The following is a 12,766-nucleotide window of genomic DNA, read 5'->3' as shown; positions in this document are numbered from 1 at the left end:
TCAGTCTGAGTTTGGGGATGACACGGCGCCGCGCATGCGTGCCGCTACCACATCGGGCACCGCGCGCGGGCGCAGCGCGGAATCGACGCAACCAACTTTCACGCGCGCCGTGTTAAGCAACTGATCGCCGTTCCAGGCTTGCTGCACAAATTGCAGCGAGGCGCGGCCCAGTTTTTCGATACTTAAGGTTAATTTTAGTACATCGTCGAGTTTAGCTGGCGCATGATACTCGGCAGCGACGCTTTTCACGACGAACATGGCGTCGTGCTGCTGCAGCAGGGCGTGCTGGTCAACGCCGATGGCGCGCAGCCATTCGGTCCGCGCGCGTTCGAAGAATTTGAGGTAATTTGCGTAATAGACAATGCCGCCGGCATCGGTGTCTTCGTAATAGACACGGACATTCCAGGTAAACTCTGAAGGCATGTTGTTCTGACTACTAATGAGATTGGGCAACATTCTACGCGATTTTGCAAGCGAGTTTGGCCCTCTTGTAACACTCGCTTACGTTTTTTTCGGCGAAAAGATGGATTTTATCCCCGTTTGATCGTGAAAGGGGAGAAACCCTGACAAGTCGGCATCAGTTCAATCTGGTTCACATTCATGTGCGGCGGCAGCGTGGCGATCCAGTAGGCGGTGTTGGCGATGTCCTGCGGCGCCAGCGGCACCGTGCCCTCGTAGACCTTGGCGGCGGCCGCGTCGTCGCCCTTCATGCGCACATTGGAGAACTCGGTGCCGCCGCACAGGCCGGGCGCCAGATTGGTGGCGCGCACGCCGGTGCCCACCAGGTCGGCGCGCAGGTTGAGGGTGAACTGCTCGACGAAGGCCTTGGTGGCGCCGTACACATTGCCGCCCGGATAAGGATAGGCGCCGGCGGTGGAGCCGATGTTGATAATCGTGCCGGCGCCGCGCGCCACCATGGCGGGCAGCACGGCGTGGGTCATGGTGACCAGGCCTTTGCAATTGGTGTCTATCATGGTTTCCCAGTCGTCCAGCGAGGATTCGTGGGCCGGCTTGACGCCCAGGGCCAGGCCTGCATTGTTGACCAGCACGTCGATCTGGCGCCATGCGGCCGGCAGGCCGTCCAGCGCGGCGCGGATGGCGGCCTTGTCGGTCACGTCCAGCGCGATAGGCAGGACTTGGTCTCCCAGTTCGGCAGCCAGGGCCTGCAGGCGGTCGATGCGGCGGGCGGCGATGATGGCTTTGTGGCCGTTGGCGGTGAACACGCGGGCCATGGCGGCGCCGAAACCGGCGCTGGCGCCGGTGATGAAGACGATCATATTGCTTCCTTACTAATAGATGACATGGTGGAGTAGGGCAAGTGTAGCGTAATTGCCTGAGTTGATAGTACAATCTGGCTTCCATTACGTCTCACGTGACTGGCGAAAAGCCGGGTCTGCGCTTGCGCGATCTATCGGCGAAAGGTGGGCATCCACCGGGGAACGTGAGATTTCAAATCAACAGCCGTTCGCCTGGGCAGCCACCGATGGAAAGCACGAAGAGGCTGCTCCTCGCTTATTGGCGTTCCTCATTCGATCCACCTGCCAGATTTACTCTCTCACTTGGAGTTTTTTCATGTTTGCAAAAGATCACACCCTGTCCTCCGTCGATCCAGACCTGTTCGCCGCGATCCAGAAGGAAAACACCCGCCAGCACGACCATATCGAGCTGATCGCTTCGGAGAACTACACTTCGCCAGCGGTGATGGAAGCCCAGGGCTCCCAGCTGACCAATAAATACGCCGAAGGCTACCCGGGCAAGCGCTACTACGGCGGCTGCGAATACGTGGACGTGGTCGAGCAGCTGGCGATCGACCGCGTGAAGAAACTGTTCGGCGCGGAAGCGGCCAACGTGCAGCCGAACTCGGGCTCGCAAGCCAACCAGGGCGTGTTCTTCGCCGTGCTGAAGCCGGGCGACACCATCATGGGCATGTCGCTGGCAGAAGGCGGCCACCTGACCCACGGCATGGCGCTGAATATGTCCGGCAAATGGTTCAATGTGGTTTCCTACGGCCTGACGCCGGAAGAGGACATCGACTACGCCGCCATGGAAGCGCTGGCCAAGGAACACAAGCCCAAGCTGATCATCGCCGGCGCGTCCGCCTTCTCCAAGAAAATCGACTTCGAGCGTTTCGCCGCCGTGGCGAAAGCCGTGGGCGCCTACTTCATGGTGGACATGGCCCACTACGCCGGCCTGATCGCCGCCGGCCTGTACCCTAACCCTGTGCCGCACGCCGACTTCGTCACCTCGACCACGCACAAATCGCTGCGCGGCCCGCGCGGCGGCATCATCCTGATGAAGGCCGAGCACGAGAAGATCATCAACTCGGCCATCTTCCCAGGCATCCAGGGCGGCCCGCTGATGCACGTGATCGCCGGCAAGGCCGTGGCCTTCCAGGAAGCGCTGCAGCCAGCGTTCAAGGAATACCAGCAGCAAGTGGTGAAGAACGCCGACGTGCTGGCCAAGACGCTGATCAAGCGCGGCCTGCGCATCGTGTCGGGCGGCACCGAGTCGCACGTGTTCCTGGTCGACCTGCGCGCCAAGAACCTGACCGGCAAGGAAGCGGAAGCCATCCTGGGCCAGGCGCACATCACCTGCAACAAGAACGGCATCCCGAACGACCCGCAGAAACCGTTCGTGACCTCGGGCATCCGCCTGGGTTCGCCGGCCATGACCACCCGCGGTTTCAAGGAAGCCGAAGCGGAACAAGTGGGCAACCTGATCGCCGACGTGCTGGACAATCCGCATGACGCCGCCACCATCGAGCGCGTGAAAGCGGCCGTGAAGGTGCTGGCTGACGCGCATCCGGTTTACGCTTAAACATTGTCTTGGTAACATCAGGGCGCCGTGACCGTGTTGGTCCGGCGCTCTTTTAATATTCGAAAGCCCGGCGCCAGATGAAATGTCCGTTCTGTCAGCATGAAGAAATCCACGTCCTTGACACCCGCGTGTCGGAGGAGGGGGACGCGATCCGCCGCCGCCGCCGCTGCGGCAAGTGCGACAAGCGCTTCACGACATACGAGCGCATTGAACTCGTGATGCCGTTCGTGGTCAAAAAGAACGGCAGCCGCACGGAGTACGCTGCGGCCAAGTTGCGCGGCTCCCTGACGCTGGCCTTGCGCAAGCGGCCCGTGGCGGCTGCCTCGCTGGACATGGCGGTGCAGGCGATCGAAGAAAAACTGCTCACCAGCGGCAAGCGCGAAGTCGATACGCACTATATCGGCGAGCTGGTGATGCAGGAGCTGAAGCGGCTGGACAAGGTGGCCTACATCCGCTTCGCTTCCGTCTACAAGAATTTCGAGGACCTCGCCGAGTTCCAGGACGCCATCGAAGAAGTCGGTCAGGCGCCGAAAACCTAGTTCGCCTCAATGGCGGGCGAAGATCTGGTCCAGCGTGGGCGCGTCGATGACCGCTTTGGCCCAGTCTTGCAGCTGGCTCAGGCTGGCTGTGGACAGCATGGAGGTGATGTCGTCTGGCAGGGTGCCGAAACGCTGGCTTAGCTGCAGGGCGAGCAGGGCGGCTTGGCCTTGCTGTATTCCCTCCTGCCTTCCTTCCTGCCTTCCTTCCTGCCTCCCTTGCAGCATCCCTTCTTGCCTTCCTTCTAGCGCAGCTTTGACCTTCGCCTCAGCCAACTCGCGCCGCATCACGATTCTGGCGCCGCGCGGAATGTAATTTTCCATGGTGGGTCTCCCTTGAATTTGGGCCATGTCCTGCCAGAGCTGGGCTTCCAGCTCGGTGGGCAGGAGCATGATCCAGTCGATGACGTGGAATAAGTTTACGATACGTTGATGGTCCCAGTCACGCGCCAGCAGCAATCGTGTCAGCTTCCATTTTGCAGCAAGCCGTTGCTCGGGCAGTCCATGCGTTTCCTGAGTCAGCAGATGAGCGGCGGTAAGCAAGGCGAAGGGGGTGTGATGCTCCAACAATGCGCCGGTATGCTCGGCAAGATCCTGTAGTTTAGTGGTGCGGAACCTCAATTCCAGCGTGCAGCCGAACAGCAGTCTAGCCCTCGGTGTGCTGACGCGTTTCGATCTGGCGCAAGGCCGCTGCCGAAGGTTGGCGCTGGCACACTTCATTCCTGCTTGCAATGACGATAGGCAATCGCTAGTGGGATTTTAAGGCTGAGTTATATGAGCTTTGATCTGCGTCAAAGCGGCTTGCGCATGGGCTGCTAACTTGCAATCAGGGTGTCTCTCAAGCGGCTTGTGCGGAGGTGGCGTATGGCATCGCAACGGCGGATTCACGGCTTCGCGCTGATCGAAGTGCTGGTGGCGGTGGTGGTGCTGGCCGTCGGCGTGCTGGGAGCCGCCGGCATGCAGCTGGTGGCGCTGCGTGTGCGCTACGAATCGCAATTGCTGAGCAATGCAGCGCAAATGGCCTTCGCCATGGCCGAACGCTTGCGCGCCAATCCGGGCCAGATCGCCACCGCCTATCTCTCTCTGGACTATGACGCGCATGCCGAGCCGGTTCCCGCCGCGCCCGGCCGCCAGTGCTGGGCCGGACCGTGCGACAGCGCCGCCATGGCGCAGGCGGATATGTATGATTTGAAGCGGCAAATCGCTTTGCAACTGCCCGGCGGCCGGGTGCGCATCTGCCGAGACACGGGCATGTGGAGCAGTGGCCGGCTGCGTTGGCCCTGCGCGGGCGGCCCTGCGGCGCCGGTAGTCGTCAAGGTTGGCTGGCGCGGCAAGAATCCGGACGGTACGGCGGCCAGCGATGTGGACGGCGATTATGCGCCCGGTGTGGCGCTGGTGCTGGCGGGAGTGGCGCCATGAAAAAGGCCGTCTGCAATGGTGATGCAGGCCGCAGCCGCGAGCGCGGTCTCGGCCTGGTTGAGATGGTGATCGCGATCGCGGTGGGCTCGCTGGTGACGTTGGTGGCCAGCGCGCTGCTGGTGAATGCCAGCGCCAATTATGCGTTTCACACTGAAAGCGCCCGGCTCAATGACAGCGGCCGCTACGCGCTGTCCATCATCAGCCAGTCCGTGCGGCAAGCCGCGTTTGTGAACTGGGATGATGCTAGCGTGCCGCCGGCAACCACGCCGGAAAGCAGCGCCAACATCAGCGGACTGGATGACGCCAGTATTTCCCGCAACAGCAACGGCATTGAGGATCCGCTGCCCGCAACCGTGAATGGCAGCGATGTGCTGGCCTTGCGCTATGCCGGCTCCGGCTCGCCCGAGGCGGACGGCTCCGTGCTGAATTGCGCCGGCTTTGGCATTGCGGCGGCGGGCAGCGAAGCGCAGCGCGGCTGGAGTATTTTCTACGTTGCGAAGGGTAGCGACGGTGTCGCCGAACTGCGGTGCAAATATAAAAGCGCGCACAGTTGGGGCGCCGACGCCATCGTCCGCGGCGTGGACAGTTTCCAGGTGCTATACGGAATCGACACCGACACGCCGGCGGACGGCATTCCCAACCGCTACCTGAGCGCGAGCGCCATCAACTTAATGGATGGAGATCTGGTGCTGGAGGGCGCTACCGCCGCTGCACGCGCACAGGACTTCAACCGTAAAACGTGGTGGAAGCGTGTGGCCAGCATCAAAGCGGCCTTGTTGCTGCATGGCGATGCTTACTCCCGCGTTGGCGCCGTGCCGCTGAAGTACGACCTGCTCGGCGGCGCGTACACCGGCAGCATGGCCGATGGCGACCGTGGCGTGCACATAGATGAGCAGTTGCTGCCCGATGGCGAACGCCAGCGCGTTCGGCGCGTGTTCGAAACATCGATCGCGCTGCGTAACGCCGGGGGCGGGTGATGGCCGCCATCCGGCAAATCAGCGCGGTCCCCATGCTCGCGGAGCAAGGGATTGCTCTGCTCCTCACGTTGCTGATGCTGATTGCCGTGCTGCTGCTGGGCGCATCCGCCGCCCGCATGGCCATGCTGGGCGAGAAGGCGGCGCGGGCCGAACGCGACCGCTACGTGGCATTGCAAGCAGCGGAGGATGCGCTGGCCGACGCGGAAAAGGAGATTAACGGCGGCGCCGCCAGCACGCCGGCGCGTGCCGCGCTGCTGGCTCCGGGCAGCGGCCTGGGCTTTGTGCAAGGCTGCGGCATGGGCGCCGACAACCCCGGGCTTGGACTGTGCGCGCCTGCGGATGGCGATGTGCCGGTGTGGGAGAGCGTCGACATCGGCGACGACGGCGCCGCCTCGCGCTCCGTGCCGTTTGGACGGTTCACCGGCGCGCTGATGGAGACTGGCCAAGGTCTGCTGCCATTCCGGCGCCCGCGCTACATCATCGAGCGCATGCCTTACCACCCGCCTGGCGCAGATGCCGGAAGCACGCAGTACCTGTACCGCGTCACCGCCATCGGTTTTGGTGCGCGCGAATCCACCGAGGCCGTGCTGCAAGGAAGCTATCGCAAAGCAGACGAGGGAGGGACGCCATGAAACTGCCATGGACGGACCGCTGTGCGCGTTGGCTCGGCGCCAGCCGGCGAATGGCGCGTGCAGTGTGCACAGTATTGGCTGCAGTGCTGGCCGCCGCGCAAGCTGCCGCTGTGCAGCCGCTGGTGGAGCTGAGCACCGAGCCGCTGGGCGCCAGTTGCGTGCCGCATCCGGACTTGCTGCGCGGCGCCGCAGCGGTGGCGTCCACGCCTTCCGGTATGGCGGTGTTCCAGGCAGGCGCGCGGCCCGGCAGCTGGAGCGGGGTGTTCACGCGCTCGGCCGTGAGCGTGGACGCATCCGGCGCGCCGCAGATTTCGGCCCCTCTGTGGGACGCCGCTGCTTTGCTGGACGCCTTGCCCGAGCCGGACCGAAGCCGCCGCATCTACACCTCCAGGCTGGAGCAGGGCAGGCGGGTGACGATAGCCTTCGAGTGGGACGCGCTGTCCGCCGCGCAACGCACCGCCCTGAACCGCCCGCCGCCGCCCGCCCGTCCAGTGTCCGACCGCAAAGGCGAAAAGCGCCTGGACTGGCTGCGCGGGGACCGCAGCGAAGAAGGGCGCTTGTTCCGCCGCCGCGCCAGCATACTTGGCGACGCCGTCAACGGCATCCCGGTGTACGCCGGGCCACCGTCCGCCGCAGGCAATGGCGACGGCTACCGCGCTTTTTACGACAGCATGCAGGCGCGCACCACAGCGGCCTACCTGGGCGCCAACGACGGCATGCTGCATGCCTTCGATGCGGTGAGCGGGGCCGAGCTGTTTGCCTACGTGCCGGAGGCCTTGTTCTCCCTGCTTAGCCGCCTGCCCGACCGCAACTATGTGCATGGCGCTTATGTCGACGGCCCGGCCAGCGTGGCCGAAGCGCAGCTGGACGGGAACTGGCGGACGGTGCTGGTATCCGCCATGGGGGCCGGCGCGCAGGGCGTATTCGCGCTGGACGTCACGAATCCGTCCGCCTTCCCCCAGATCGGCGGCGCGCTGTGGGAGTTCACCGACCGCGATGACGCGGCGATGGGCAATGTCACGTCCCTGCCGCAGATTGCGCGCTTGCGTCTGCGCAGCGGTGCCAATGCCTACCGCTATTTTGCGCTCGTGAGCAGCGGCGTCAACAGCCAGGCCAGCGACGGCAATGCCGACCCGGCCAATGCCAGCGCCTTGTTCCTGCTGGCGCTGGACAAGCCGGCAGGCGAGGCATGGCGGCTGAACCGGAACTACTATCGCCTGCAAGCGCCGGGCGGGGAGCCCGGCCGCGCCAATGCCCTGAGCGCGCCGGCGCTGGTGCTGGACGGCGACGGCGCCGTGCTTTATGCCTACGCCGGGGATTTGCAGGGCAATCTGTGGCGTTTCAGTTTTACGGGCGGCGAGCCGTGGCGGGATGCGGCGGAAGGCCCTGTGTTTGTCGCGCGCGACGCTCGGCGCGTGCGGCAGCCCATCACGATGCAGCCCCGTGTTGCCAATGCTCCCGGCGGTGGCTATCTGATCCTGTTCGGGACCGGGAAATTGCTGGAGGCGGCAGACCGCGATCCGGCCCGTTATGGCCAGCAATCCTTCTACGCGGTGCTGGACGACAGCGTGAACGGCCGAGGCGGAACGCGCGCGGACTGGCCCCTGGGACGTGGCGATCTGGCCCAGCGCGAACTGGAGGGCGCGCCGGATGCCGCAGTGCTGGCGCTGCGCGGGCGCAGCTTCACTTACGGCGGCGCCGGCGGTGCGCATGGCTGGTATGTCGACTTCAATGGCGCAGGAAGGGGAGAGCGCAGCGTCGGCGGCGCTGCGTTAGCCGATGGACAGATTTTCTTCAACACGGTCTTGACCGGCGCCAGCGCCTGCGCGTCCATCGCCAGCCGCAGCTACGCGCTCGATGTGCTGAGCGGGCTGGCGCCGGACAGCGCCGGTGTACCGCTCTCCGGAGAGGCGGCCGGCACCCTGGTCGCGGACTTTCTGCCCGGGCCGGCGGCTGTGATCGTGACCGAGGCGGCGCAGGCGGTGCGCCAGGCTGGCGGCCGGATGCTGGTCAGCAAGCGCATCGCCGCCGTCAATGCGGGCGCCAGGGAAGCTGGTGCGCTGCCGTCGGCGCGGGCCAAGGCGGTGCTTGCTGCCGGCAGGCTGGGCTGGCGAGAGCTGGCCAACTGGCGCGAGCTGTATCAGGCAGCACAGGGGCGGACGCCGCAACGGCGGGACAGGGAGCAGCCGTGAAGTCCATGAACGCCATTTGCGCCCGGCGCTGCCGGGGCTGGACCATGCTGGAGGCCTTGGTCGTGCTGGTGATTGCCGTGGTGCTGGCCGCGTTCTCCTATCCTTCCTACAGCCAGTTCGTGATCCGCAGCAAGCGCGTGGAAGGGCAGGCTGCCTTGCTGCTGCTGATGCAGCAGCAGGAGCGCTACTTCAGCGCCCACAACAGCTACATTGCCTTCTCGTCCGGCTCCAACGATCCCGCCGAGCGCGAATTCAAATGGTGGTCCGGCGCCAGCGCCGCCGGAAGCGCATATGAGATCGAAGCAAAGGCCTGCGACGATGAAGCGATCTCGAGCTGCGTGCAGCTGATTGCCACGCCGGGCACGGCCAAGGTGGATGCGCACTACGAGGACAGGGAATGCGGAAAATTGATACTGACCAGCGCCGGGCTGCGGCTGGCAAGCGGGCAGGGCGTGCGCTGCTGGCGCTGAGCCGCGCCACGGCGGGCCTTACGCTGATCGAATTGCTGGTCGCGCTGGCGCTGGCAGCCATTCTGGCCGGCGCCGCCGCGCCCAGCCTGCAATCCCTGCTGCAAAAGCAGCTGTTGCGCGCAGCCCTGAACGATGTGCAGGGCGCCATCGCCCTGACTCGTTCACTGGCCATCGCGCGCGGCGGCGTGGTGCTGATGGCGCCGCACGACGCCAGCGGCGATGCGTGGGAGCGGGGCTGGACCGTCTTCGCCGACCGCAACGGCAACCGCCGTCCGGATCCCGGCGAGGAACGCTACGCTGTCCAGCAGCCCATGGCGGACGGCATACATCTCGGCGCGCAATTCACTTCCGGCACGGGACCGGCTTATCTTGCCTATAATGCTGCTGGGCGCAGCTGCCAGGCGGGCAACAGCCAGGCGGCGCGCTGGGGCACGCTGACGCTGGAGGCCGGCCAGCACAAGCGCCTCGTCAAGATCAATATGCTGGGCCGGGTTAGGGTGTGCGATCCCGTCGCGCAGCCGGCGCTCTGCACCAGCGCAGACTAAACAAACCGAGTAAGCGATCCTGTGGACATCAACAACGACACCGAAGGCATGAAGCTGGCCCTGGAATGGGCCGCCAAGGGGCTGTACACCACCTCGCCCAATCCGCGCATAGGCTGCGTGATCGTGCGGGACGGCCGCGTGATCGGCGCCGGCGTGACCCAGCCCGCCGGGCAGGACCACGCCGAAATCCAGGCCATGAAGGACGCGCAGGCGCGCGGCCATGATGTGCGCGGCGCCACCGCCTACGTCACGCTGGAGCCGTGCAACCACCATGGCCGCACGCCGCCCTGTTCGGACGCGCTGGTGCGCGCCGGCCTGGGCCGCGTGGTGGCGGCGATGGAAGACCCCAATCCGCTGGTGGCCGGCCAGGGCCTGGCCAAGCTGGCGGCGGCCGGCATCGAGGTCTCCAGCGGCTTGCTGGCCGAGCAGGCCTACGAGCTGAACATCGGATTTTTCTCGCGCATGACGCGCGGCCTGCCCTGGGTGCGCATGAAAACCGCCGCCAGCCTGGACGGCATGACGGCACTGCACAATGGCGCCAGCCAGTGGATCACCGGCCCCGAAGCGCGTGCCGACGGCCACGCCTGGCGCGCCCGCGCCTGCGCCATCCTGACCGGCATCGGCACCGTGAAAGCGGACGATCCGCAGCTGACGGTGCGCTCGGTGGACACGCCGCGCCAGCCGCGCCGCATCGTGGTGGACAGCCGCCTGGACATCAGCCCCTCGGCGCGCGTGCTCGAAGGCGGCGGAACCTGGATTGTGGCCGCCGTCAGCCATCCGGAAAAGGAGGCCGCGCTGCGCGCCGTGGGCGCCGAGATCATCACGCTGCCCAACCCGCACGGCAAGGTCGACCTGCCGGAACTGATGCGCGAACTGGGCCGCCGCCAGATCAACGAGCTGCACATCGAAGCTGGCGGCAAGCTGAACGGTTCACTGATACGCGAGGGCTGCGTGGACGAACTGCTGGTCTACCTGGCGCCCATGCTGCTGGGCGACGCCCAGGGCATGTTCGCCTTGCCCGCGCTGACGGAACTGAGCGGGCGCAAGAGCCTGAAATTCCACCAGGTTCAGCAGACCGGCGCGGATTTGCGTATCCTTGCCAGATTCACTTCACAATGAGATAGCACCATGTTTACTGGAATTGTTGCCGCAGTCGGCAAAATCACTTCGGTCCAGCCGCTGGAAGGCGGCCATGACGCAGGCGTGCGCCTGGAAATCGACGCCGGCGGCCTGCCGCTGGCCGACGTCGCCCTGGGCGACTCCATCGCCCTGAACGGCGCCTGCATGACCGTCATCGAAAAGACCGCCACCACCTTCAAGGTGGACGTCTCGCGCGAAAGCCTGAACTGCACGGTGGGTCTGGACGGCACGTCCGAAGTCAACCTGGAAAAAGCGCTGACCCTGTCCGAGCGCCTGGGCGGCCACCTGGTGTCCGGCCACGTCGACGGCCTGGGCGTGGTGCGCAAATTCGAGCCGGTGGGCGAGTCCTGGGAGCTGGTGATCGAGGCGCCGCGCGAGCTGGCCAAATTCCTGGCCTTCAAGGGTTCGGTGGTGGTCAATGGCGTGTCGCTGACCGTCAACCGCGTGCACGATATCGGCAGCGGCGACGCGCTGGTGTGCCAGTTCTCCATCAACCTGATCCCGCACACCATTTCCGTGACCACGCTCAAGCATCTGACGGTGGGCGGCAAGGTCAATCTGGAGATTGACCTGATCGCCCGCTACGTCGAGCGCATGCTGTCGGTCGGCAAGTAAGTCAGAGCAGCGTCGCGTCCAGCGTAATGCTGGCGTTCAGCAGCTTGGACACCGGGCAGCCGGCCTTGGCCTTGGCGGTCAGTTCGTCAAAGGTGGCCTTGTCGGCGCCCGGGATCTTTGCCTGCAAGGTCAGGTGCACGGCCGTGATGGAGAAGCCGTCGGCTACCTTGTCCAGCGTGACCTCGGCCTTGGTTTCCATTTTCTCCGCAGTCAGCCCCGCTTCGCCCAGGATCAGTGACAGCGCCATGGTGAAGCAGCCCGCGTGCGCGGCGCCGATCAATTCTTCCGGGTTGGTGCCCGGCTTGCCCTCGAAGCGGCTGGCGAAGCCGTAAGGGTAGTCCTTCATGGCGCCGCTCTGGGTGCTGATGGCGCCTTTGCCATCCTTGATGCCGCCCGACCAGACGGCCGATCCGTTAGTTTTCATCGCTGCTCCTTTGTTTGCGTTGCAAGGGGAGCAGCTATCGTATGCCGATTGCTTGAAGCGCGCCGCTCACTTAAGGGAGAGGGCGCGCAGGGGAGAGGCGCTGGGTTCAGCCGTAGCGCGCCGGCGGCAGGCCGCCCACATCCAATTGCACGCTGAACAGCGAACCGGCCAGCGGCTCGGCGGCGCGCTGGGCCTCGCTCATGCCTTCAAAAGCGGTGGTGATGTACAGCGTCTTCAGGTCCGGCCCGCCAAACGCCACGGAGGCCGGTTGCGACACCGGCATGGCGATGGTGGCCAGCAGTTCGCCGTCCGCGCTGTAGCGGCACACCCGGCTGCCGCCCCATTGCGCGATCCACACGCAGCCTTCTGCATCGACCGTCATGCCGTCCGGCGAGCCTTCGCCTTCGCCGAACTGGCGCCACAGGCGGGCCGGTCCCAGGCTGCCGTCGGCGCCCACGCTGTAGGCGTAAGTGCGGCCCAGCAGGCTGTCGCTGTGGTACATCACGCTGCCGTCCAGGCTGAAGGCCGGTCCGTTGCAGATATGGACGCCGTCCTGCGCCACGCTCAGTTCGCCGTCCGTGGCCAGGCGGAATAGCTGCCCGTCCGGGCTGTGCACGTCGGCCGCGTTCATGCTGCCGAACCACAGGCGGCCCTGCGGGTCGGCCTTGGCGTCGTTCAGGCGCACGCCGGGCTTGCCCTCGGTGGGGCGCATCAGGTATTCCACGCGCAGTTCCGGCTCCAGCCACAGGCGCACCACGCCGTCGCGCAGGCCGGCCATAAAGCCGTCGCCGTCGCGGCGCGGCACGATCCAGCAGATATATTCAGGCAGCCGCCAGGCGTGCCGGCCGCCGTCCGCGTCCAGCGCGTGCAGCGTGCTGCCCTTCAGGTTGACGAAATACAGGCGCTGCTGTTCAGGCAGCCACAGCGGGCCTTCGCCCAGTTCGGCGCCCAGTTGCCAGAGCAGGCGGGGCGCGAGGTCGGTCTTGTGTGCGGTCACGA

Annotated in this window: 15 protein-coding genes and 1 riboswitch; of the genes, 10 read left to right on the top strand and 5 right to left on the bottom strand. The window is 65.4% G+C overall.

Features of this window, described 5'->3' with window-relative positions:
- Entirely contained in the window at positions 1-456 is a 456-nt protein-coding gene (gene ybgC / locus KT882_RS23185) for a tol-pal system-associated acyl-CoA thioesterase (RefSeq protein WP_371869394.1), read from the bottom strand.
- A 74-nt stretch (positions 457-530) separates the two neighbouring features.
- Positions 531-1,277, bottom strand: a complete 747-nt coding sequence (locus KT882_RS23180) for an SDR family oxidoreductase (RefSeq protein ID WP_228893426.1) — start codon at positions 1,275-1,277, stop codon at positions 531-533.
- An 85-nt stretch (positions 1,278-1,362) separates the two neighbouring features.
- A riboswitch (ZMP/ZTP riboswitch) is annotated at positions 1,363-1,482 on the top strand.
- Positions 1,483-1,572: 90 nt separating this feature from the next.
- On the opposite strand from KT882_RS23180, the gene glyA reads away from it, so the two are divergent.
- Both glyA and nrdR read left to right on the top strand, forming a co-directional pair.
- Entirely contained in the window at positions 1,573-2,817 is a 1,245-nt protein-coding gene (glyA, locus tag KT882_RS23175; protein ID WP_161074758.1) for a serine hydroxymethyltransferase, read from the top strand.
- Between the two features lie 77 nt (positions 2,818-2,894).
- Positions 2,895-3,356, top strand: a complete 462-nt coding sequence (gene nrdR, locus KT882_RS23170) for a transcriptional regulator NrdR (protein WP_161074759.1) — start codon at positions 2,895-2,897, stop codon at positions 3,354-3,356.
- 6 nt (positions 3,357-3,362) lie between these two features.
- On the opposite strand, the gene KT882_RS23165 is transcribed toward nrdR, so the two are convergent.
- The gene (locus KT882_RS23165) at positions 3,363-4,073 is read right to left on the bottom strand and encodes a DUF4351 domain-containing protein (protein WP_228893425.1); all 711 of its coding nucleotides are present in this window, start codon (positions 4,071-4,073) and stop codon (positions 3,363-3,365) included.
- 144 nt (positions 4,074-4,217) lie between these two features.
- On the opposite strand from KT882_RS23165, the gene pilV reads away from it, so the two are divergent.
- From pilV to KT882_RS23125, 8 genes are all read left to right on the top strand, one after another.
- Positions 4,218-4,772 (top strand): type IV pilus modification protein PilV, encoded by a 555-nt coding sequence (gene pilV / locus KT882_RS23160; protein WP_228893424.1) that lies wholly within the window; start codon positions 4,218-4,220, stop codon positions 4,770-4,772.
- Positions 4,769-5,749, top strand: a complete 981-nt coding sequence (locus tag KT882_RS23155; RefSeq protein ID WP_228893423.1) for a PilW family protein — start codon at positions 4,769-4,771, stop codon at positions 5,747-5,749. The genes pilV and KT882_RS23155 overlap by 4 nt, the downstream gene beginning before the upstream one ends.
- A complete protein-coding gene (locus KT882_RS23150; RefSeq protein ID WP_228893422.1) occupies positions 5,749-6,381 on the top strand; it encodes a pilus assembly PilX family protein in 633 nt (210 codons plus the stop codon). The genes KT882_RS23155 and KT882_RS23150 overlap by 1 nt, the downstream gene beginning before the upstream one ends.
- Positions 6,382-6,443: 62 nt before the next feature.
- Complete coding sequence (locus KT882_RS23145; RefSeq protein WP_228893421.1) at positions 6,444-8,573, top strand: pilus assembly protein; 2,130 nt, start codon at positions 6,444-6,446, stop codon at positions 8,571-8,573.
- 5 nt (positions 8,574-8,578) lie between these two features.
- Entirely contained in the window at positions 8,579-9,043 is a 465-nt protein-coding gene (locus KT882_RS23140) for a type IV pilin protein (RefSeq protein WP_228896742.1), read from the top strand.
- Positions 8,971-9,588 (top strand): GspH/FimT family protein, encoded by a 618-nt coding sequence (locus KT882_RS23135; protein ID WP_228893420.1) that lies wholly within the window; start codon positions 8,971-8,973, stop codon positions 9,586-9,588. The genes KT882_RS23140 and KT882_RS23135 overlap by 73 nt, the downstream gene beginning before the upstream one ends.
- 21 nt (positions 9,589-9,609) lie before the next feature.
- Positions 9,610-10,707 (top strand): bifunctional diaminohydroxyphosphoribosylaminopyrimidine deaminase/5-amino-6-(5-phosphoribosylamino)uracil reductase RibD, encoded by a 1,098-nt coding sequence (gene ribD, locus KT882_RS23130; protein ID WP_228893419.1) that lies wholly within the window; start codon positions 9,610-9,612, stop codon positions 10,705-10,707.
- A 9-nt stretch (positions 10,708-10,716) separates the two neighbouring features.
- The gene (locus KT882_RS23125) at positions 10,717-11,343 is read left to right on the top strand and encodes a riboflavin synthase (protein ID WP_161074766.1); all 627 of its coding nucleotides are present in this window, start codon (positions 10,717-10,719) and stop codon (positions 11,341-11,343) included.
- 1 nt (position 11,344) lies between these two features.
- Here the strand turns inward: KT882_RS23125 and KT882_RS23120 are convergent, their stop codons facing one another.
- Both KT882_RS23120 and KT882_RS23115 read right to left on the bottom strand, forming a co-directional pair.
- Positions 11,345-11,767: an OsmC family protein gene (locus KT882_RS23120; RefSeq protein WP_161074767.1), complete on the bottom strand. Its 423-nt coding sequence runs from the start codon at positions 11,765-11,767 to the stop codon at positions 11,345-11,347.
- A gap of 106 nt (positions 11,768-11,873) precedes the next feature.
- Positions 11,874-12,764 (bottom strand): SMP-30/gluconolactonase/LRE family protein, encoded by an 891-nt coding sequence (locus KT882_RS23115; RefSeq protein ID WP_161074768.1) that lies wholly within the window; start codon positions 12,762-12,764, stop codon positions 11,874-11,876.
- Positions 12,765-12,766 lie beyond the last annotated feature (2 nt).

Source organism: Pseudoduganella aquatica, assembly GCF_020865585.1.
GTDB lineage: Bacteria > Pseudomonadota > Gammaproteobacteria > Burkholderiales > Burkholderiaceae_D > Rugamonas > Rugamonas aquatica_A.
The sequence above is the reverse complement of the archived record's forward strand: the minus strand, read 5'-3'. Positions and strand labels throughout refer to the sequence as shown.